Source organism: Clostridium sp. AM27-28, assembly GCF_003480955.1.
Taxonomy (GTDB): domain Bacteria; phylum Bacillota; class Clostridia; order Lachnospirales; family Lachnospiraceae; genus Otoolea; species Otoolea fessa.
Genome location: NZ_QUJT01000001.1, coordinates 223,264 through 244,699 on the forward strand (window position 1 = coordinate 223,264; position 21,436 = coordinate 244,699).

The following is a 21,436-nucleotide window of genomic DNA, read 5'->3' on the forward strand; positions in this document are numbered from 1 at the left end:
AGAGTGAGTGTAACGCTATGAGCAAAATTGCATTTATTTTTCCGGGTCAGGGCGCACAGACCACTGGCATGGGACAGGATTTTTATCAGGAAACGGAAACGGGACGCGAGATGTTTGAGAAAGCAAGCGAGCTCCTTGGGTTTTCAATGACCGATCTTTGCTTTGATCCGGCGCAGACGGACCGTCTGAATATCACGGAGTATACGCAGCCGGCGATGGTAACCGCCAGCCTTGCGATGATGCGTGTATTCATGGAACGTACCGGAATCCGCCCGGATGTGGCTGCGGGTCTGAGCCTGGGAGAGTATCCTGCAATGGCGGCTGCAGGCGTTATGTCTGACGAAGATGCCATCCGTACCGTGCGGCAGAGAGGTATCCTGATGCAGGGCGAAGTCCCGGTTGGTCAGGGCGCCATGTCTGCCGTACTGGCGATGGATGCAGAGAAGATCGAAGAGGTGATCGCGCCGATCGAGGGCGTGCAGATTGCCAACTATAACTGCCCGGGACAGATTGTTATCTCTGGTAAGACAGAGGCGGTTGCCGAGGCAGGAGAGAAATTGAAGGAAGCGGGCGCAAAACGCGTTCTTCCGTTAAAGGTAAGCGGACCGTTCCATTCCAAGATGTTAGTGGGAGCTGGCGAGAAGCTTGGAAAGGTACTCGATACCGTTGAGATTCATACACCGGAGATTCCGTATATCGCGAATGTGACGGCAGATTATGTGACCGATGCAGCCGATGTAAAGCCGCTTCTGATGAAGCAGGTTTCTTCCTCCGTCCGCTGGGAGCAGACGATCCGGAAGATGTTAGCAGACGGTGTGGACACATTTATTGAGATCGGACCGGGTAAGACCCTGACTGGTTTCATGCGTAAAATCGACAAAAACGCGAAGGCGTTCAATATAGAGAAACTGGAAGATATCGACAAAGTAAAGGAGGCGCTTGGATGTTAAATGGAAAAGTAGCAGTTGTGACAGGTGCCAGCCGCGGCATTGGCCGTCAGATCGCTATTTCGATGGCGAAAGAGGGCGCTGTGGTGATTGTCAATTATAATGGCTCTGCGGCAAAAGCAGAGGATGTCGTAAAGGAAATTACCGAGGCGGGCGGACAGGCGGAAGCCGTTCAGTGCAATGTTTCGGATTACAGCGCGGCGGAGGTGTTCTTAAAGGACATTATCAGCCGCTATAAGAGAATTGATATTTTAGTCAACAACGCGGGCATTACCCGTGACAATCTTCTGATGAAGATGAGTGAGGAAGAGTTTGACGCCGTCATCGATACGAACTTAAAGGGCGCATTTAACTGCATTAAGCACGTATCCCGCCAGATGTTAAAGCAGAAGGGCGGACGCATCATCAATATTTCCTCTGTTTCCGGCGTGATGGGAAATGCGGGACAGGCAAATTACTGTGCGTCCAAGGCGGGCGTGATCGGACTGACCAAATCCGTGGCAAGGGAGATTGGAAGCCGTGGTATCACGGTCAACGCGATTGCACCGGGATTTATTGATACGGAAATGACCGCCGTTCTTCCGGACGATGTGAAGAAGGCGATGGGCGAGCAGATTCCGTTAAAACGTTTCGGTACGACCGAGGATGTAGCGCAGGCAGCCGTATTTCTGGCTTCTGACCGCGCAGCCTACATCACAGGACAGGTTCTGTGCGTGGACGGCGGAATGGCGATGTAGGGAAAAGGTGCTTTACAGATAGGCACTTTTGGAACTGAAAGTGGCGTACGATAACGTAGTGGCAGCAGATTTTGCCAATTTGGAATGCGAAGCATCGGCAAAATCGTGTCGCAGTTTGCACAACGTGTGTACTGTGACGATAGAAAGGCAGGTTTTTAGATGGGAAATAAGACACGTGTAGTAGTAACCGGTCTGGGAGCGATCACTCCGATTGGAAATGACGTAGCAAGCTTCTGGCAGGGATTAAAGGATAAAAAAGTCGGTATCGCGCCGATCACATATTTTGATACAACCGATTATAAGGCAAAGCTGGCAGGCGAGGTGAAGGATTTTGATCCGAAGAAATACATGGATCCGAAGGCGGCGAGACGTATGGAGCCGTTTTCCCAGTATGCGGTAGCGGCAGCCGGTGAGGCGATCGCACAGGCGGGTCTGGATATGGAAAAAGAGGATCCGTTCCGCGTGGGAACCAGCATCGGTTCCGGTATCGGAAGCTTACAGGCGATGGAACGTGAGCATAAAAAAATGCTGGAAAAAGGACCGAACCGTGTGAACCCGCTGCTTGTTCCGATGATGATCAGCAACATGGCAGTCGGCAATGTGGCAATGCATTATGGTTTAAAGGGCAAATCCATCAACGTGGTAACTGCCTGTGCGACTGGTACGAACTCTATCGGTGAGGCGTTCCGCTCGATCCAGTACGGCGAGGCAGACGTGATGGTAGCCGGTGGTACTGAGTCTGCGATCACACCGCTCGGTATGGCAGGTTTCGCGGCTCTGACGGCTCTTTCTACCAATGATGACCCGGAGACGGCATCCCGTCCGTTTGATAAGGACCGCGATGGTTTTGTCATGGGCGAGGGCGCTGGTATCGTAGTTCTGGAGTCCTTAGAGCACGCGCAGAAGCGCGGCGCAAAGATTCTGGCAGAGGTAGTCGGCTACGGCGGAAGCAACGATGCATTCCACATCACTTCCCCGGCAGAGGATGGAAGCGGCGCAGCGTATGCGATGGAGATGGCGCTCAAGGATGCAGGTATCGCACCGGAGAAGATTGATTACATCAATGCACATGGAACCAGTACACACCATAACGATCTCTTTGAGACGATGGCAGTGAAAAAAGCGCTGGGCGATCACGCTTACAAGGTAAAAATTAACTCCACTAAGTCGATGATTGGACATCTTTTAGGTGCAGCGGGCGGTGTTGAGTTTATCGCCTGCGTGAAATCCATTGAGGATGGATTTGTACACGCAACCGCAGGTTTAAAAGAGGCAGGCGAGGGCTGCGATCTGGATTACACGATGGGCGAGGGTGTTCCGATGGATATCCACTATGCCCTGACCAACTCTCTGGGATTTGGTGGTGTCAATGCCAGCCTGGTAATCAAGAAATTTGAGGACTAAATATAATTTGAGGACGTTTTTGTGTGGATGATTGAATGATTGGAAGCAGCGCACTGGAGCTGGCGGAAGAGACTTGCAGCATACAAAAATGATGTCTGGGAAAGCGAAAGAGGTAACTGAAATTATGATGGGAATTAAAGAGATCCAGGAGATCATCCCGCACCGTCATCCGTTTCTTTTGATCGACTGTATCGAGGAAGTGACACCGGGCGAGGGCGCGGTTGGATATAAAAATGTAACATACAACGAGCCGTGGTTTGCAGGTCATTTTCCGCAGGAGCCGGTCATGCCGGGCGTCCTGATCGTGGAGGCGCTGGCGCAGGTCGGCGCGGTTGCGATTTTAAGTGAAGAAGGAAATAAGGGCAGGACGGCATATTTCGGGGCAATCAACAACGCAAAATTCAAGAAAAAGGTAGTTCCGGGCGACAAGTTAAAGCTGGAGTGCCATATCATCAAGAGAAAAGGACCGGTCGGCATCGGAAGTGCGACGGCAACCGTCGATGGCAAGCTGGCTGTTTCCGCAGAGCTGACGTTTATGATTGGCTAATAAGTGAGGTTGAATAAGAGATGTTTAAAAATCTGTTTAAGAAATCGTATACTTCGATCAATACAAACGACCACGGTTCTGCCGGCGTAAGCCGTGCGGAGAGTGCGAAAGCAGATAAAAGGGCGGCAGAGGCAGCACAGGAAAAACCGGAGAAGATTCCGAGCCGTCCGACGGCGATGACGCCGGAAAGTCTGCGTTCTTTATGGCGTAAGTGTAATAAATGTGAGAAACCGATTCTGGTGCAGGATGTCAAGGACAACCTGTATGTGTGCCCGCGCTGCGGCGGATATTTCCGGATGCATGCGTACCGCCGGATTGAGATGCTGATCGATGAAGGTACCTTTGAAGAGTGGGATAAGGAGATGTCTGTGGTCAATCCGCTTGCATTTCCGGGCTATGAGGGCAAGGTTGAGGCAGCCAGAGAGAAAACTGAGTTAAATGAGGCGGTTGTCACTGGTAAAGGAAAGATTCACGGTTATGAGACTGTGATTGCGGTCTGCGACTCCCGTTTCCTGATGAGCAGCATGGGTCACAACATGGGAGAGAAGATTGCCCGTGCGGTAGAGCGTGCGACCGAGGAACGGCTTCCGGTTATCATCTACGCGGCTTCCGGCGGCGCGAGAATGCAGGAGGGCATGATCTCCCTGATGCAGATGGCGAAAACTTCCGCAGCCTTAAAACGTCATTCCGAGGCGGGACTTCTCTACATAAGCTTTATGACGGATCCGACCACCGGCGGCGTAACGGCAAGCTTTGCGTCCCTGGGCGATATCATCCTGGCAGAGCCGGGAGCGCTGATTGGATTTGCGGGTCCGCGTGTCATCGAGCAGACGATCGGCCAGAAGCTCCCGGAGGGCTTCCAGAGAGCCGAGTTCCAGCTGACACACGGTTTTGTGGATCAGATCGTGGAAAGAAAAGATCAGAAGCGTGTTCTGGGACAGATTTTGAAGCTTCACAGCCAGGAGCATGGCTGGGAGAAATGGAACGACGAGGCGGAGAACCACACAGAAGCGGCATCTGCATCCAAGGCAGAAAAAGCAGCTTCTGTGGCGGAAGGCAAGTTAAAGAGCCGGAAAGCACCGTTCTCCGGTATCATGCGCCAGAAGACCTTAAATAAGATCGCAGGTCGAGAGAGAGACGCCTGGGAGGCAGTACGCCAGTCCCGTAGCGCCGGACGTCTGAACGCCAGCGATTATATCCGGATCCTGTTTGACGATTTTACCGAGTTCCACGGCGACCGGTATTATGGCGATGATATGGCGGTCATCGGCGGTGTGGCATCTTTCTATGGAATGCCGGTCACAGTCATTGGACAGGAGAGAGGTAAATCCCCGAAAGACAGCATGAAGCACAACTTCGGCATGCCGTCTCCGGAAGGATACAGAAAGGCGCTCCGTCTGATGAAACAGGCGGCGAAATTTAACCGTCCGATCATCTGTTTTGTCGATACGCCAGGTGCATTCCCGGGTATGGAGGCAGAGGAGAGAGGCCAGGGCGAGGCAATTGCCCGCAACCTCTTTGAAATGTCGGATATGAAGGTGCCGATTCTGGCGATTATCACCGGTCAGGGCGGCAGCGGCGGCGCACTGGCGCTGGCGGTTTCCAACGAGGTATGGATGATGGAGAATGCGACCTACTCGATCCTTTCTCCGGAGGGCTTTGCTTCGATTCTGTGGAAAGATGCCAAGAGAGCCAGCGAGGCGGCGAAGGTCATGAAGATGACGGCAGAGGATCTGTATGAGCTTGGCATGATCGAGCGCATTATCTGCGAGGATGAGCCGGCAACCGATGACAACATCGAGGAGATCGGACGCATCATCGACCGCCATATGCGTGAGTTCTTCCAGTCCTGCGCGGAAAAGACACCGGATGAGATCGCGGAGCAGCGGTATGAACGTTTTAGAAAAATCTAAAAAATAGATATTGAAAGGGGGTTGCCGCGCGGCGGTCCCCTTTGTGAATATAGGAGATCGTATGAGTACAATTTTATCACAGTTAAAACCGCTGAAAATTGGTGATCTGACGGCGAAGCTTCCGATCATCCAGGGCGGTATGGGGGTTGGCATCAGCCTGTCCTCGCTGGCAGGAGCCGTGGCGGGGGCTGGCGGCATCGGCATTATTTCCACTGCCCAGATCGGTTTCCGGGAGCCGGATTTTGCCGAACATCCGCAGGAGGCAAACCTGCGCGCGATCGGTTCAGAGTTACAGAAGGCGCGCGCGATCGCGAAGGGCGGCATCGTGGGCTTTAATATCATGGTGGCAACGAAAAACTATGCGGAGTACGTTAAAACGGCGGTCAAGGCGGGCGCTGACCTGATCATATCGGGCGCAGGACTTCCTGTTTCCCTGCCGGAGTATGTGAAAGGGACGGCGACGAAGATTGCGCCGATCGTTTCCTCCGTTAAGGCGGCGACGGTCATCTGCCGGATGTGGGACCGCAAGTACCAGACCGCACCGGATCTGGTGGTCGTTGAGGGACCGTTGGCGGGCGGACATCTGGGATTTGACCGTGAGAAGCTGACCGAGCTGGAGGTAGACACGCCGCACGCAGCCGAGACATTCCATCAGGCGGAATATGACGAGGAAGTGCGGGGAATTATCGCGCTGGTTAAAAAATACGCGCAGAAATATGGCAAATCGATTCCGGTTGTGACGGCTGGCGGCATCTACGACCATGCGGATGTGATGCACCAGATGGAGCTTGGCGCGGACGGCGTGCAGGTGGCAACCCGTTTTGTGACAACCGAGGAATGCGATGCACCGATGGCATATAAGCAGGCATATCTGGATGCGAAGGAAGAGGACATCGTGATTGTCAAAAGTCCGGTCGGCATGCCGGGACGTGCGATCAAGAATGCGTTCTTAAAAGAACTGGAAAAAGGAAGACAGGCAGTGACACACTGTTACCAGTGTCTGGAACACTGTGATCCGGTGAAGATCCCATACTGCATCACGCAGGCACTCGTCAATGCCGCCCGCGGTGATGAGGATCATGCTCTGATTTTCTGCGGCGGAAACGCGTGGAGAGCAGAGAAAATCGAGACGGTTGAGGGCGTGATGCGGGCGCTGTGCGAAGGGTAGGATAGATTTTGGCACCATAGATTTTGGCAGAGTTCAGGGATAAGCCAAGATGAAACTTGCAAATAGTTTGATATAAAATGCAAAAATATAAAAAGAGGGTTTGCAAAATGCAGCCCTCTTTTTATATTTATCTTAAAAATCATCCCCTAAAACGATTTAAACAAGCATAAATCTCCTGCACGCGCGGCATTGCCAGTCCTATGGCGGCATATGAAGCATCGCTGAACACAGAGAGCCCGTCTGCTTCATAGGCTTTTAAGAGTGTGGCAACCGTTTCCTGTACGGTGCAGCGCTCCAGAAGCCCTTTTTCCAGGCAGTAGCGCAGCATCTGGGCGAGTGCGGCGGTCTGCTCGCTGTCGGCAAGCTGTTCGACGAAGCGCAGATCGACCGGCTCTTTGGCAACCTGGAAAGAGTGTTTGTCGTGGACACGGACTTTGATACGCGTGTTCCGGTCGGAATTTCGGTCAGCTTCGCGGCGTCCTCCGCGACCGCGTTCAAAGCGTCCTGCATCGGAGGCGCTGCCGCCGCGATTGCCAAACCGTCCAGAACGACCGCTGTTTTCGCCCTTTTCCTGAGATTCACCTCCAGCTTCTGCGCGGCTGTCGCCAAAATTCAGCGCCATCGCGCCCACAGCCCGTCCTGTTCCGCCAGCCGCCAGCTTCCGTCCAGCTGTCGGGAGCTTGAACCCAGGCGCCTGGATGGCGGGTTTGGAAGCCTCCTGTTCGCAGGCATTTTTTACCATCTCCGTGATATCAAACGGGCGGTATGCATCCATCTGGATAATAGTGTCTGCGATGAAGAAGTAGGCGCCGGAGCTTCCGGCTACGAGGACGGTGGAGATGCCTGCCTGCTTGTAGAGATCGCGGGCGCGTTCGATGAACGGGGTGATCGGCTCTTTATCGCGGCTGACGATGCGCTGCATCAGGTCGTCCCGCAGCATGAAGTTGGTAGCGGAGGTGTCCTCATCGATCAGGAAAGCGCGGGTTCCCGCTTCAATGCTTTCGATCACGGCTGCCGCTTGGGAGGTACTGCCGCTGGCATCGGCGGTGGAAAAGCAGGTGGTGTCTTTTTTGTTCGGCAGATCCCGGATAAAGAGGGAAATATCAACGTGGTTGATGCTGCGTCCATCCTCGGCGCGCAGCTTGACTGCGGTTTCATCGGTGATGACATATTCACGTCCATCCCCCGGAATATGGTTGTAGACGCCGGATTCCAGCGCTTTTAGCAGTGTGGATTTGCCGTGGTAGCCGCCGCCTACGATCAGGGTGATACCGCGGTGGATTGCCATGCCGGAGATCGGACCGTGTCCCGGCAGATTCAGAGTGATTCTTAAGGAATCCGGGGAATGGAACGCAACACTGCCCTTCATCGGACGGTCGGAGACGCCGGTTTCACGCGGCAGGATTGAGCCGTCTGCGACGAAGGAGACGAGATCTAAACGTTTCAGCTCATTGCGGATAAATTGCTGGTCGTCTGCCAGCGTGATGCGTTTTTTGATTTCGGCGTTGTTCTGGCGGCGGTAGAAAAAGACGTTTTCGACACAGCCTGGAAGAAAATCAAAGAAAATCCGGATCAGTTCACCTGAGTTGATGGTGCGCCCGAATGCCGGGAAACCAACCTCAAAACGGGCTGTAATCTCATTTCTCCCGATCTCGCAGGCGGTCCGGGAGAGAACCTCCTGACCGGGGCGGCTGGTGGCGATCAGACCACTTTTTCCAGAACCTTTTGCCTTGAAAGAAAGACGACCGATTTCACGGGAAAAACAGCGGAGCAGGTAATCTTCAAGCGCTGTTTTTTTCCACGGTGTATCAAAGAGCTCTGCCGGAAATCCGGCTTTCGCGTGGCGGACCTGGATACTGACCTTGGAAGGGGACGCAAACGGGTCACCCTGTACATGGTCGATGGATAAAATATACGTATTAAAATCATAAGCACCGCGCACGTCCTTGTAAGCCGGATAGCTTTTGTGATCGATGGAGGTGAGGAGACGCTTTAAATCTGCGGATTGTTTCATTCTGAATACCTCGTTTTCATAATATTAAATCATATTTCAATGTCTTCACGGTTTTTGGCAGGAGAATCCATATAAAATGGCCTTTTTCAAAGAATGTCTGTCATGTGAAGTAGATGATAGTTCTTATTTTAAAGATCCAAATTCTGAAATGCAAGCAGAATGGACGAAAAGAAACGATATAATTGTATCTATTTATGATGGTGTATATTTGGCGTCTTTTTATACTTGTCTGAGTATAAAATGTTCTGAGCGTACCATATGACAGTAGGGAGGTAGATGCATGTTAAATGCACTCTGGGCGTTTATGATGCTTACGGGGCTTGGCTGGGCGGCGGTGCATGGGACGCTGGGGGCGGTGACGGAGGGAATGCTTGCAGCGGCGGGGGATGCAGTCTCGCTGGGAATCACGATGCTGGGGGTGATGGCGTTCTGGACGGGAATTTTGGAGATCGGACGGCGGGCGGGACTGATTGAGCAGTTGTCGGCGGGGATGCGGCCGGTGCTTCATTTCCTCTTTCCACGCATTCCAGCGGGTCATCCGGCGCTTTCTTCGATGGCCGCCAATATGATTGCCAATATGCTGGGGCTTGGCTGGGCGGCGACCCCGGCGGGGCTTACGGCGATGAAGGAGCTGGAAGAACTGGAGGAGGAACGGAGAGCGGCGGGGGATCCGGCGGCGGTCACACAGGGAACGGCGAGCGATGAAATGTGTACGTTTCTGGTCGTAAATATTTCATCGCTGCAGCTCATTCCTATCAATATGATCGCCTACCGGAGCCAGTACGGATCGGCGCACCCGCTGGCAGTGACCGGTCCGGCGTTCCTGGCGACCTGTATCAGCACTCTGGCAGGAGTGGCGGTGTGCCACGTAATGTGCAGGAGAAAGCAATATAAATCAATAAAAAAGGATGGCTGGAAATAGAAAACGCAATTTGGCGTCATGTAGGGGGAAAATTTCACACAAAAAACAAATTTATCCCCTATAATGCCCTTGTTAAAATAGGGGACTCTGGAAACAGATCCGTTATCATAGAACGCGGATCCAAACCATACATATAAAACAAGTATAGACACGGGAGCCGTCAAATGCGCTGCATCAATTACCTCTCTGAATACCTGGTTCCGGTTGTTTTGTTTTATATCGTTGGGTTTGCGGTGCTTCAGAAACGCCCGGTTTTTGATGATTTTATCGAAGGGGCGCTTGCGGGGCTTAAAACGGTGGCTGGAATCCTGCCGACGCTGGTGGGACTGATGGCGGCGGTCGGCGTGCTTCGGACCTCCGGTTTTCTCGATTTCCTCTCCGGGGTGCTGGCGGGACCGGCGGCATTTCTGCATATACCGGCACAGGTGGTTCCGCTGCTTCTGGTGCGTCTGGTGTCCAGTTCGGCGGCGACGGGGCTGCTCTTAGATATTTTTAAAACGTATGGACCCGATTCGCGGCTTGGCATGATGGTGTCGGTTCTTGAGAGCTGCACGGAGACGGTTTTTTATACGATGAGTGTCTACTATCTGACCGTGCGGATCTCAAAGACGCGATGGACGCTTGCGGGGGCGCTGATTGCAACGTTCGCGGGGCTTGTGGCGAGTATCTTATGTAGTGCTATGGTATGAAGATGTAAGAAATTTGCTAGTTGTCTTGCCGCACAGAATATTGTATAATCGGTAGGGTAAATTGCCGTTTTGCGCGCTGAAACCAAGGATGAGAGGGAAAACTGTGGGAAATTATGAGACGCTGAATGAGCTTCTGGTGACGCTGTTCCGCGATGTGATGGACATAGAACAGAAGGTAATCATTACGCCGGAGTTTAAAGACATCACGAATAACGATATGCATGTGATCGAAGCGATCGGGATTGGTGAACCGAAAAATATGTCATCGATTGCCAGAGAACTGTCCGTTACGGTGGGAACGCTCACGATTGCCATGAACAGCCTGGTCAAAAAGGGCTATGTGGAACGAAGCCGGGGACTCGAGGATCGGCGGGTCGTATATATTTCTCTTTCAGAGCGGGGCAGAAAAGCGTATGGGCATCACGCCCGGTTCCACCGGGAGATGATCGAGAGCCTGACAAGCGATCTGTCGGAAGATGAGATGCAGACGTTAGTAAAGGCGCTGATGAAGCTGAATCAGTGGTTTAGGAGTAAAGATGGGCAGCGGTAAAAAGAATGGATGTAGTCTGCACTGGATGGAAACAGGTGTGAAAGACAAAAACGGTTGCGAAAACCGTGAAGCAACTGCTGCGAGGAGAATACAAGGAGGTACATTATGAAGAAATTTATGGTAATGGCAGCTGGTCTTATGATGGCAGCTGTTCTGGGCGCATGTGCGCCGACGGCAAGAAATACAGGAGAGACCAGCGAACATGGAACTGCCCCGGCAGGTGCGGCGCAGCAGGAGACTGTAGACGGCGTGGCTGAGAAAGAAAGCATGGTGGTAACGGATGCAGATCCGACGGTAACCGTTTGCGTATATTCTGTAAAATCTGATAAGAGCGGCTTAAAACAGAATATGGATGGCATTGACGGCGATGAGCTGGATGCACAGGAACTGCTTGATAAGATGGCAGAGATGGGCGTCATTGAAGAGGGAATCACCGTGGATAAATTTGAGCAGAAGGACGGTGCCCTGACGCTGGATCTCTCCTCCTTAAAGGAGTCCTCTGACAAGCTGGTTGTCATGGCGATTGCCAATACATTTATCCAGAACTACGAGGCAAAGACGCTGGAGTTGAGCGTAGCAGGCGAGAAGATCGGCGACGGTCCGATGAGCTTTGAGAAGAATTACAAGAAAGTAAATTAAAGCATGAAAATGCGAAAAGAGCGGGATCTCTGAAGTATGCGGATGCATACAGGGAGACTCCGCTCTTTTTCTCTTATACGTGTAATTTCTCCGTCATCAGCCATGTTTGAAAATACGGTTTGATGACCCGGAAGGAAGCGCCGTCCATGTTCAGGATGAACTGGTGGAAGCTCTTGGCGTTGAATTTGTTTCCAAGTACCTCCTCGGCTTCCTGGCGCATGGTCAGGATTTCCAGATAGCCGGTATAGTATTTCAGGTAATTGCCCGGATTATCAATGATTGCCAGGTATATCTCGCGCGCGGATTCCGGATCCGTAAATCCGTAGGAATTTTCCAGATAACTGGTGGTTGTGGCGAGATCCCAGCCATCATAGTGGATGCAGATGTCGAGAAGCGCGTACAGCCCGTAGCTGCTGGCTTCGCTGCAGCGCATCAGCGGTTTGACCGCTTCCGGCAGTCCGTTGTCGAAGGAGTAGGCGTACAGTTCGCTGTAGAGTCCCCAACCTTCGTTGTAGCCGCCGCAGGCAAGAAGCCGCCGTACCGGAACCGGCTCCCGGTCATTGAAATAAGCCGACTGGTAGAGATGCCCCGGATAGCCCTCGTGCGCCAGCATGGTGTAGAGGTTCTGCTCAGTGCTTGCTTTTTCGTTGATGTAAATGGTGTTGGAACCGTCGGAATCGATCGGCGGTACGAGGAAAAACGCCGGGGACAGGGAAGATTCCAGCGCTTCCGGGACGTATTTGAGCGTGTAGGAGGTATCTGTAAGCGCCGGGAAATCATCCTGAATCTGCACCTGTAAATTCTGAAGGATCTCATCCGGATCGGAGAGTGTGATGGCAGAGTCGGTCATCTGCCGGATGAGTTCCGGATGTTCCTTTAAGCGGACGCGGATTTCGGATAAATCTGCCTGCATCTGCTTCTCAATCCGCGTTTTGAGCGCATCGACCGAAGAATCTGTGCCGGTCAGCGCCGACGCAAGATAGGCATAATACTCCCTGCCGTGTTCGTAGGTGCTAAGTCCTCCTGTCTCCGGATGGGAGCCCTTGAGCGATTCCAGTGCTTTAGAGAGGTTTGTATATGCCGGGATAAAGTGTTCCTTTAAAATGGTCAGATGTTTTGCTTTGTAGGACGCCTTTTCTGCATTGCTTAAGCCCTCAACCGCATTTAAGCGGGAGGCAAATGTTTCCGTCAGCAGGCTGTTTTCCGGGCGGATGAGGTAGCTTTTACAGGATTTTAAAATCCGGTCGATGGTGTCGGCGGACGGTGCGAGACCGGCGTCTGCCTGCGCCTGTTCATACGCTGCGAGCTGCTTGTAATATGTGTCGATCTGCGAAAGCAGTGCCAGGTAATGGTCGATGTCGGCACGGTTGTAAAATGTATATTCGGCTAATAAGGTCGGAAGTTCCGCCTGCGTGCCGATCAGGGCGCTTAACGGCTGATTGTAGAGTTCCAGTCCCTTCGAGCCGGCTTCCGTCTCCAGTGTGTCCTTCATCATCCGGTAGGTGAAGAGCTGGTCGGAGGTCAAGAGAGAGGTATCGAAGGAAGAAAGTTCCTCAAGAACGGCCGCGTTTTCCTCGGAATCCTTTTGAAGCTGTTCCAGGGAATATTCTGGAAATTTCATCTCCGGTTCGGTGATACCGTAATTTTCCGGATTCCGGACAAGAAAATGAAGGGAGAGCGGATCGTCCTGCACGCTTTCTTGAAACTGGTGTGCCAGAAACGCATCAAAACGCGCCTGTTCGCTGGCAGCATCGGACGATGCATTGGAAGGAGAACCAGTCTGCCCGGAAGCGGCGTAGGATTCGGCGGGGGTTCCTGAGCCGGAAGAACCAGCGCATCCGGAGAGCGCCAGGGCAGCAGCTGCAGCGATCGCGAGCGCTGTGCGCGGCAGGGGCGGGAAGGAAAAGCGTTTCTGCATAATATAATACCTCCAAAACAAATATATATGTCTGCAAGTATACCATACTTGACAAAGGGATGCAAAACAGATAGACTTAATCTATATATTTATATATGAAGAAAAGGCAGAGAAAAGAAGGTGGCTTGCCTTTAATCGCAGATGGAAAACCATGGGCGGTTAGAGGCTTTTTTTGTGAAGAACACAATTTAAAACGCAATTTTAATAAGGAGGGCATGATAAATGTGTCAGAACTGTAAGAAACCTTACTATATAACAACTGCGATTGCCTATACATCGGGCAAACCGCATATCGGAAATACCTATGAGATCGTGCTGGCGGACAGCATTGCGCGCTACAAGAGGGCGCAGGGCTACGATGTGCGTTTCCAGACGGGCACCGATGAGCATGGTCAGAAGATCGAGTTAAAGGCAGATGAGGCTGGCATCACGCCGAAGCAGTTTGTCGATAACGTGGCGGGTGAGATCAAGACGATCTGGGATCTGATGAATACATCCTACGACAAATTTATCCGCACCACTGACGAGGATCATGAGGCGCAGGTAAAGAAGATTTTCAAGAAGCTTTATGATCAGGGCGATATTTACAAGAGCTGCTACGAGGGACTTTACTGTACCCCGTGCGAGTCCTTCTGGACCCAGTCCCAGGTCGTAGATGGCAAATGCCCGGACTGCGGACGCCCGGTGCAGCCGGCGAAGGAAGAGGCGTATTTCTTCCGTATGAGCAAATATGCGCAGAGACTCATCGATTATATCAATGAGCACCCGGAGTTCATCCAGCCGGTTTCCCGTAAAAATGAGATGATGAACAACTTCCTGCTTCCGGGCCTGCAGGATCTGTGTGTTTCCCGTACTTCCTTTAAATGGGGGATTCCGGTTGATTTCGACCCGAAGCACGTTGTATATGTATGGCTGGATGCACTGACCAACTATATCACCGGTCTTGGATATGACTGCGACGGCGAGAGCGGCGAGCTGTTCAAGAAATACTGGCCGGCAGACCTGCATCTGATTGGTAAGGACATTATCCGTTTCCATACCATTTACTGGCCGATCTTTTTGATGGCACTCGACCTGCCGCTTCCAAAGCAGGTATTTGGTCATCCGTGGCTGTTACAGGGCGACGGCAAGATGAGTAAATCCAAGGGAAATGTGATTTACGCCGATACACTGGTTGATTTCTTTGGCGTGGATGCAGTCCGCTACTTCGTTCTGCATGAGATGCCGTTTGAGAACGATGGCGTTATTACCTGGGAGCTGATGGTAGAGAGACTGAACTCGGATCTGGCCAATATCCTCGGCAACCTCGTAAAGAGAACGGTATCGATGACGAACCAGTACTTTGGCGGCGTGGTAGCCGACAAGGGCGTGACGGAGCCGGTGGACGAGGATCTGAAGAAGATAGTGCTGGAAGCAGTCCGCAAGGTCGATGAGAAGATGGATAAGCTGCGCGTTGCCGATGCGATCACCGAGATCTTCAATATTTTCCGCCGCAGCAACAAATACATTGACGAGACAACCCCGTGGATTCTGGCAAAGGAAGAGGACAAGCAGGATCGTCTTGCGACGGTTCTCTACAACCTGGTTGAGTCTATCACGATCGGTGCGTCCCTGCTTGAATCCTTCATGCCGGAGACCTCGGAGAAGATCTTAAAAGAATTAAATACCGTAAAACGTGAACTGTCACAGATGGATGAATTTGGCCGTTATCCGTCCGGAAATAAGGTGACTGAGGAGCCGGAGGTTCTCTTTGCCCGCCTGAAACTCGACGATGTGATGAAGAAAGTCAAAGTTATCCAGGAAGAGCAGAAGAAGGCAGTTGCTGCAAAGGCAGAGCCGGAGAAGGAAGAGGACGAGAAAGCCGAGGGCATTGATATCGAGCCGAAAGCAGAGATTACCTACGATGATTTTGCAAAACTGCAGTTCCAGGTTGGCGTGATCCTCTCCTGCGAGGCTGTTCCGAAGTCCAAGAAGCTTCTCTGCTCCCAAGTTCAGGTCGGAAGCAAAGTGCGCCAGATCATCAGCGGCATCAAGCATTCCTACTCCCCGGAGGAGATGGTTGGCAAGAGAGTCATGGTTGTGACCAACTTAAAACCGGCGAAATTGGCAGGTCTGCTCTCCGAGGGCATGATTTTGTGTGCCGAGGATGCAGACGGAAAGCTGTCCCTGATGACAACGGAGAAAGAGATGCCGGCGGGTGCGGAGATCTGCTAAGAAAAAAGGAATATAACTTATATGATATTTGATACACACGCTCATTACGATGATGAGGCGTTTGACGGGGACCGGGAAGAACTTCTTTCCGGTCTGGCAGCAGGCGGGATCGGCACGGTCGTCAATGTCGGCGCGGATATGGCAAGTACGAAGACGACGATTGCCCTGACGGAAAAATATCCGTTTATCTATGGGGCAGCAGGTGTCCATCCGAGCAGCACGGCGGAGCTTGACGAGGAAAAATTTGCCGAACTCCGTGTGCTGGCACAGTCCGGGAAGATCGTGGCGATCGGCGAGATCGGTCTCGACTATTACTGGGAAGAGCCGGATCATGAGACCCAGAAGAAATGGTTCCACCGCCAGTTAAATCTGGCGCGGGAATTAAAACTTCCAGTCATCATCCACAGCCGCGACGCGGCGAAGGATACGCTCGATATCATGAAGGAAGAGCACTCCGGGGAGATAGGCGGTGTGATTCATTGCTTCTCTTATGGAAAAGAGATGGCGGCAGAGTATTTAAAGATGGGCTTTTACTTAGGCATCGGCGGCGTACTGACCTTCAAGAACGCGAAAAAGCTTCTGGAAGTAGCCGAGATGGCGCCGCTTGACCGTCTGGTACTCGAAACCGACTGCCCCTACCTCGCTCCGGTTCCCAACCGCGGCAAACGCAACTCCTCACTGAACCTGCCATATGTGGCGGAAAAGCTGGCAGAAATCAAGAAATGTACACCGGAAGAGATCGTCCGTGCGACTGAAGAGAATGCGCGGAGACTGTACCGGTTACCGTAAAAAGGGGTGTCCCGGACACCCGGGAAAGGATTTTCGGAATGGATCTTGGAAACCCGAAGAATACAATCGAAGTAATACAGAAATACAATTTTGCCTTCCAGAAAAAATTCGGTCAGAATTTTCTGATTGATACGCACGTGCTGGACAAGATTATCTCAGCGGCGGGCATGACCAAGGAGGATACCGTCCTGGAAGTCGGTCCTGGCATCGGTACGATGACACAGCGCCTTTCACAGGCAGCAGGACAGGTCATCGCCGTGGAGATCGACACAAATCTGATTCCGATCTTAAAAGATACGCTTCAGGACTGCGAAAATGTAACTGTTATCAATGAAGATATTTTAAAGATTGACATAAAAAAAATGGCGGAAGAAAAAGGCGGCGGACGTCCGGTTAAGGTCGTGGCGAACCTGCCGTACTATATCACGACCCCGATCATCATGGGGCTGTTTGAGAGCGGCGCGCCGATCGACAATATTACGGTTATGGTGCAGAAAGAGGTCGCAGACCGGATGCAGGTTGGTCCGGGCTCGAAGGATTACGGCGCGCTGTCGCTGGCGGTTCAGTATTATGCCGAGCCATACATCGTGGCAAATGTGCCGCCGAACTGTTTCATTCCGCGTCCGAATGTCGGCTCAGCGGTCATCCGTCTGACCCGCCATGCGAAGCCGCCGGTGGAGGTAAAGGATAAAGATTTAATGTTCCGTCTCATCCGCGCGTCCTTCAACCAGCGCCGGAAAACCCTGCAGAACGGGCTTTCCAACGCGCAGGATCTCTCCTTTAGCAAGGAAGAGATCGCAGCCGCAATCGAGTCGCTGGGACTTTCCCCGTCCGTGCGCGGCGAGACGCTGACGCTGGCGCAGTTTGCAGCGCTTTCGGATGTGCTTGGGAAATAGAAATTGGATAAGAGAAATATAAAAAAGTCCCATCCTTATGCAGATTCAAATCTGAAAGGATGGGACTTTTTGAATTTTTTGCTTTTTTAAAATTATTCCGACAATAAAATCCGGTCATTATCCAGCGCGTGGCCTGCGCCGGTCTTGAAGCGGGCGATCAGATCCTCGACAGTCATGGAAGCGCGCTCTGCGCCGCCGACGTCGAGCACGATATTTCCGTTTGCCATCATGAGCGTGCGGTTTCCGAGCTCCAGAGCCTGGTTCATATTGTGGGTGATCATCAGGCAGGTAATTTTCTCCTCAGCAACGATATTTTTCGTCAGCTCCAGTACTTTTTCAGCTGTTCCCGGATCGAGGGCGGCAGTGTGCTCATCGAGCAGCAGAAGCTTCGGCGTGATGAGGGTTGCCATGAGCAGGGTGAGCGCCTGGCGCTGACCGCCGGAGAGAAGTCCGACCGGCTGGGTCATCCGGTCTTCAAGCCCCATATTTAAGAGGGAGAGGCGTTCGCGGAACGCATCCTTATCTTTCTTGGAAATGCGGGAAAATGGCGATTTCCCCTTTGCAGTCCGCAGATAGGCGAGAGCAAGATTTTCTTCGATCGTCATGCCCGGCGCCGTTCCCTTTAACGGGTCCTGGAAGAGGCGGCCGACCATCAGGCTGCGCTTGTGCTCCGGCATATAGGTGATGTCCTCGCCGTCCAGCTCGATAAAGCCGTCATCGACGTAGAAGCTGCCGGCAATCGCATTGAACAGGGTCGATTTTCCGGCGCCGTTGGAACCGATGATTGTCACGAAATCTCCGTGATCCAGATGCAGGGACAGCCCGGAGAGCGCCTGTTTGGCGTTGACAGTTCCCGGATTAAAGGTTTTTGATATCGACTGAATATTTAACATGCTCCGTGTCCTCCCTTCCGGCGTGCCGCTGCATTTTTACGTGTCTGGAATGCCGCCCATTTCCGGATCGTCGGAAATGCGATTGCCAGCGCTACGATCACAGCGGTGACCAGTTTCAGCCCCTGTACAGGCATGATTTTTGTATACAGGACGATAGCGTAGATAAAACGGTAAATAATCGAACCGATGACGGTGGCGATGACACCTCTTGCCACGCCGCGGCGTCCGAGGACGGTTTCACCGATGATCAGGCAGGCAAGACCGATCACGACGATACCCGTGCCGCCGTTGATATCGGCGGTATTCTGGTACTGACCGACCATTGCGCCGGAGAGTGCGGTTAGCGCATTGGCGATGCATAAGCCGACCGTAATGGTAAATGTCGGGTTGATCGAGGAGGCGCGCACCATGTCAATGTTGTTGCCGGTTGCCCGGATGGAGAGTCCCAGACGGGTACCGAGAAAATAGACGAGCAGTGCGCCCGCAAGCACAGTTACGCAGATTGCCAGAAGTGCTTCATACCAGTCACCCCCGATACCGGTTTTCTGAAGCAGGGAAAAGATGGTCTCTGTCTTTAAAAGACTCACGTTGGCACTCCAGCCCATTACCATCAGATTGATGGTGTAGAGTCCCATATTGGTGATGATACCGGCGAGAATGGACGGCACGCCGAGACGGGTCTGCTGAAATGCGGTGACAAATCCGGCGCAGATGCCTGCAAGCATGGCAGCCGGAACTGCGAGAAATGGATGCCCTGCCGCAGCCATTGTGACGGATACCGCTGTGCCGAGGACGAAACAGCCGTCCGTCGTCATATCCGCGATGTCCAGTATGCGGAAACTCAAGAACAGCGCCATCGGCACCAGCGCATACAGAAATCCCAGTTCCAGAGCGGTTTGTAAAATATGAAGCATGGGAAATTACCTCCGTAGAATGATCGGTACTCCCAGAGCGTTCATAAGGCAGATGCGCCAGCCGCGTGGTAAGCGGGGGATGCGGCTGGCGTCTGGTCTGTCTTACGGCTCTGAGAGTACATGAAAGTCAGTCAAACATTATAATATGTAAAAATTGGTGGATCGGTTATGAAACAAATCTCAGGCAAATGAAAAACAAAGTGCCATCGGATGAGGATGTTAGTCCTCGGTGGTTGTAACCTCTACAATATCGCCAAAATCTTTGAATACAGCTGTGTCGATATTCAGGGCTTCTGCAGTCTCGGTATTTACGGTTACGATGCCGCCTTCTGCGGTGTAGTAGTCTTCCATGCCGTCCATGCCTTCGGTGATTGCCTGATAAGCAAGGTCAGCGGTCTGTGTACCAAGATCCGTGTAGTTGACGCCGCAGGTGGCAAATGCGCCATTGCGGACGAAGGAATCAGCGCCGGCATAGTGCGGGATGCCTGCATCGGCCAGATCCTTGAAGATAGCCAGCTCAGCTGCCATGATAACATTGTCGGTAGGAGTGAAGACAGCGTCTACTTTGTCAGCAACCAGGGAGGAGGCAGCGGTAATTACTTCGTCGTTGGTATTTGCAGTCTGCTCGGTGTAGGAGATGCCTTTTTTATCTAAGTATGCCTTTGCATCCGCGATCGGTTTGGTTGAGTTTGCCTCAGATAAGGAATATAAAAGCCCCACATTTTTAACATCTGGGTTTGCGGCAAAAATCATATCCATGATTTTCTCGGTGTTCAGCGCATCGCTGGTACCGGTTACATAGTCGATGCCGGTCAGCTCAGCGGCTTCCGGATCGGAAACAGCGGCGTAGACAACCGGTGTCTGGGTCTGCTGTGCGGATACGGTCGCTACCTGTGCAGCCAGGGTTGCAATCGGGATGATGGCGTCAACACCGTCAGCAACCGCCTGATCACCAATCTGCTTTAAGGTTGTCTGGTCATTCTGGCCGGAGTACAGTTCGTAGTAAATGGCTACATTGTTATCCTCGGCGATTTTATCTAACTCTGCCTCGACTGCATTTGCAATCTCATCGAGGGAAGCGTGGTCGAGCTGTTTGACAATCGCTACATTATAAATTTCTTTGTCCGCGGAAGCTTCCTGAGAGGTTTCGGCGGTGGTGTCTGCTTCGGAAGCGTTGCTGGATGTGCTGGAAGAGCATCCTGCGGTTGTCAGTGTCAGGGCTGCGGTGCATCCAAGTGCAAATAATTTTTTCAGATTCTTTTTCATAGTCATTTTCTCCATTCTTTATTCTTATTTTGATATTTGTTTTGGATGGCAGATGTATCAGTCTGCCTTGCCGGAGCAGAGTAAAGAATGTGTCTGGAAAGAAGATTCTCTTTGGTTTGGCGCCGCGCGCCGTGGTGAAAGATTTTACTGAGAATGTTTCCAGAAACTAAAAAACGCCTCTGTCCCCATACATGGGACAAAAGCGTAAACTTCTGCGATACCACCCAAATTGACATTCGTGAAAATGTCCACTCGCTTACACGTACCATCATACGTGCCCCGATGGATAACGGGTGGGGTCCCGTCAGCCCCTACTGAAGCAATCGTTCAAGGCTGCCCTCGGAAGTCCATTCACTGACGGTAAGGCGTTCCGTTTCCACCATCCGGAACTCTCTGTGGCGATACATAGGTCAGATACTCCTCTTCCTCATCGGTTTATCTGTGTTCTTCGTTACATGCATTATAAACACACCCAAAAGGATTTGTCAACCATCAAAATCAAAAAGATGCAGGAAAATGAAAAAGAGTCGGTTTTTCCATTGTTTACGGAAAATTTGGAGATGAAGATGTGGACGCTGGCTGTGCGGCAGGAACAGCAAGTTGAAAAAGTTTTTGAAAAAATTTAGAAAAGTAGAAAAAAACAGTTGACATTTAAAAGACTCTCTAGTATAATAACACATGTCGCTGAACAAAAGACGAAAGCGAACATGAGAATCACAGGATTCCTCAGGATGCCCAGATAGCTCAGTTGGTAGAGCAGAGGACTGAAAATCCTCGTGTCACTGGTTCGATTCCGGTTCTGGGCATTACAATTTCATAATTTATCATGCGGGTGTAGTTCAATGGTAGAACACCAGCCTTCCAAGCTGGATACGTGGGTTCGATTCCCATCACCCGCTTTTTTGTTGTCTAAAATTAAGAAAGCCTCCAGAGTTGCCGCTCTGGGGGCTTTCTTGTTTCATAGGAAATTACGTCCTATGAAACAAAAATCGCTCCGCGAGGATGCGCACTCGCGC

Annotated in this window: 18 protein-coding genes, 2 tRNA genes and 1 other annotated feature; of the genes, 15 read left to right on the forward strand and 5 right to left on the reverse strand. The window is 52.0% G+C overall.

Annotated elements, in window-relative coordinates; all coding sequences use genetic code 11:
• The first annotated feature begins 17 nt into the window (after positions 1-17).
• The 6 genes from fabD to DW720_RS01105 all read left to right on the forward strand — a co-directional run bounded on the left by fabD (position 18) and on the right by DW720_RS01105 (position 6,716).
• Positions 18-950: an ACP S-malonyltransferase gene (fabD, locus tag DW720_RS01080; RefSeq protein WP_118749157.1), complete on the forward strand. Its 933-nt coding sequence runs from the start codon at positions 18-20 to the stop codon at positions 948-950.
• Positions 944-1,684, forward strand: a complete 741-nt coding sequence (fabG, locus tag DW720_RS01085) for a 3-oxoacyl-[acyl-carrier-protein] reductase (protein WP_118471598.1) — start codon at positions 944-946, stop codon at positions 1,682-1,684. Before fabD ends, fabG begins: the two co-directional genes overlap by 7 nt.
• Positions 1,685-1,843: 159 nt before the next feature.
• The gene (gene fabF, locus DW720_RS01090) at positions 1,844-3,088 is read left to right on the forward strand and encodes a beta-ketoacyl-ACP synthase II (protein WP_107000851.1); all 1,245 of its coding nucleotides are present in this window, start codon (positions 1,844-1,846) and stop codon (positions 3,086-3,088) included.
• Between the two features lie 124 nt (positions 3,089-3,212).
• Positions 3,213-3,635 (forward strand): 3-hydroxyacyl-ACP dehydratase FabZ, encoded by a 423-nt coding sequence (fabZ, locus tag DW720_RS01095; RefSeq protein ID WP_022359380.1) that lies wholly within the window; start codon positions 3,213-3,215, stop codon positions 3,633-3,635.
• Between the two features lie 20 nt (positions 3,636-3,655).
• The gene (gene accD, locus DW720_RS01100; RefSeq protein ID WP_117796539.1) at positions 3,656-5,548 is read left to right on the forward strand and encodes an acetyl-CoA carboxylase, carboxyltransferase subunit beta; all 1,893 of its coding nucleotides are present in this window, start codon (positions 3,656-3,658) and stop codon (positions 5,546-5,548) included.
• A 61-nt stretch (positions 5,549-5,609) separates the two neighbouring features.
• A complete protein-coding gene (locus tag DW720_RS01105; RefSeq protein ID WP_118749158.1) occupies positions 5,610-6,716 on the forward strand; it encodes a nitronate monooxygenase family protein in 1,107 nt (368 codons plus the stop codon).
• A gap of 139 nt (positions 6,717-6,855) precedes the next feature.
• Here the strand turns inward: DW720_RS01105 and DW720_RS01110 are convergent, their stop codons facing one another.
• Positions 6,856-8,730 carry an ABC-ATPase domain-containing protein gene (locus DW720_RS01110; RefSeq protein ID WP_118749159.1) on the reverse strand — a complete coding sequence of 625 codons (1,875 nt, stop codon included), beginning with the start codon at positions 8,728-8,730 and terminating at the stop codon, positions 6,856-6,858.
• A 280-nt stretch (positions 8,731-9,010) separates the two neighbouring features.
• Between DW720_RS01110 and DW720_RS01115 the strand changes: the two genes are divergently transcribed.
• The 4 genes from DW720_RS01115 to DW720_RS01130 all read left to right on the forward strand — a co-directional run bounded on the left by DW720_RS01115 (position 9,011) and on the right by DW720_RS01130 (position 11,530).
• Entirely contained in the window at positions 9,011-9,652 is a 642-nt protein-coding gene (locus DW720_RS01115) for a nucleoside recognition domain-containing protein (RefSeq protein WP_118749160.1), read from the forward strand.
• A 164-nt stretch (positions 9,653-9,816) separates the two neighbouring features.
• Positions 9,817-10,341 (forward strand): spore maturation protein, encoded by a 525-nt coding sequence (locus tag DW720_RS01120; RefSeq protein ID WP_118749161.1) that lies wholly within the window; start codon positions 9,817-9,819, stop codon positions 10,339-10,341.
• 103 nt (positions 10,342-10,444) lie between these two features.
• A complete protein-coding gene (locus DW720_RS01125) occupies positions 10,445-10,891 on the forward strand; it encodes a MarR family transcriptional regulator (RefSeq protein ID WP_022358468.1) in 447 nt (148 codons plus the stop codon).
• A gap of 105 nt (positions 10,892-10,996) precedes the next feature.
• On the forward strand, positions 10,997-11,530 hold the full coding sequence (locus DW720_RS01130; RefSeq protein ID WP_118749162.1) for a GerMN domain-containing protein: 534 nt from the start codon (positions 10,997-10,999) through the stop codon (positions 11,528-11,530).
• Positions 11,531-11,603: 73 nt separating this feature from the next.
• Here the strand turns inward: DW720_RS01130 and DW720_RS01135 are convergent, their stop codons facing one another.
• Positions 11,604-13,448, reverse strand: coding sequence for a DUF885 domain-containing protein (locus DW720_RS01135; RefSeq protein WP_118749163.1), 1,845 nt, complete (start codon positions 13,446-13,448; stop codon positions 11,604-11,606).
• 222 nt (positions 13,449-13,670) lie between these two features.
• On the opposite strand from DW720_RS01135, the gene metG reads away from it, so the two are divergent.
• Genes metG through rsmA form a run of 3 tightly spaced genes read left to right on the forward strand, consistent with a single transcriptional unit; the run spans position 13,671 to position 17,347 of the window.
• Positions 13,671-15,662, forward strand: a complete 1,992-nt coding sequence (gene metG, locus DW720_RS01140) for a methionine--tRNA ligase (RefSeq protein WP_118749164.1) — start codon at positions 13,671-13,673, stop codon at positions 15,660-15,662.
• Positions 15,663-15,683: 21 nt separating this feature from the next.
• Entirely contained in the window at positions 15,684-16,451 is a 768-nt protein-coding gene (locus tag DW720_RS01145) for a TatD family hydrolase (protein WP_118749165.1), read from the forward strand.
• 38 nt (positions 16,452-16,489) lie between these two features.
• Positions 16,490-17,347, forward strand: a complete 858-nt coding sequence (gene rsmA, locus DW720_RS01150) for a 16S rRNA (adenine(1518)-N(6)/adenine(1519)-N(6))-dimethyltransferase RsmA (protein WP_118522242.1) — start codon at positions 16,490-16,492, stop codon at positions 17,345-17,347.
• Positions 17,348-17,439: 92 nt separating this feature from the next.
• Here the strand turns inward: rsmA and DW720_RS01155 are convergent, their stop codons facing one another.
• From DW720_RS01155 to DW720_RS01165, 3 genes are all read right to left on the reverse strand, one after another.
• Positions 17,440-18,240: an ATP-binding cassette domain-containing protein gene (locus tag DW720_RS01155; protein ID WP_022358462.1), complete on the reverse strand. Its 801-nt coding sequence runs from the start codon at positions 18,238-18,240 to the stop codon at positions 17,440-17,442.
• On the reverse strand, positions 18,234-19,154 hold the full coding sequence (locus DW720_RS01160) for a branched-chain amino acid ABC transporter permease (RefSeq protein ID WP_022358461.1): 921 nt from the start codon (positions 19,152-19,154) through the stop codon (positions 18,234-18,236). The genes DW720_RS01155 and DW720_RS01160 overlap by 7 nt, the downstream gene beginning before the upstream one ends.
• A gap of 219 nt (positions 19,155-19,373) precedes the next feature.
• Positions 19,374-20,420 (reverse strand): ABC transporter substrate-binding protein, encoded by a 1,047-nt coding sequence (locus tag DW720_RS01165; RefSeq protein ID WP_118749166.1) that lies wholly within the window; start codon positions 20,418-20,420, stop codon positions 19,374-19,376.
• Between the two features lie 189 nt (positions 20,421-20,609).
• Positions 20,610-20,860, reverse strand: a binding site (T-box leader).
• Positions 20,861-21,153: 293 nt separating this feature from the next.
• On the opposite strand from DW720_RS01165, the gene DW720_RS01170 reads away from it, so the two are divergent.
• Positions 21,154-21,226 (forward strand) — tRNA-Phe (locus tag DW720_RS01170).
• A 22-nt stretch (positions 21,227-21,248) separates the two neighbouring features.
• Positions 21,249-21,319: transfer RNA gene (locus DW720_RS01175), tRNA-Gly, on the forward strand.
• The last annotated feature ends 117 nt before the right edge of the window (positions 21,320-21,436 follow it).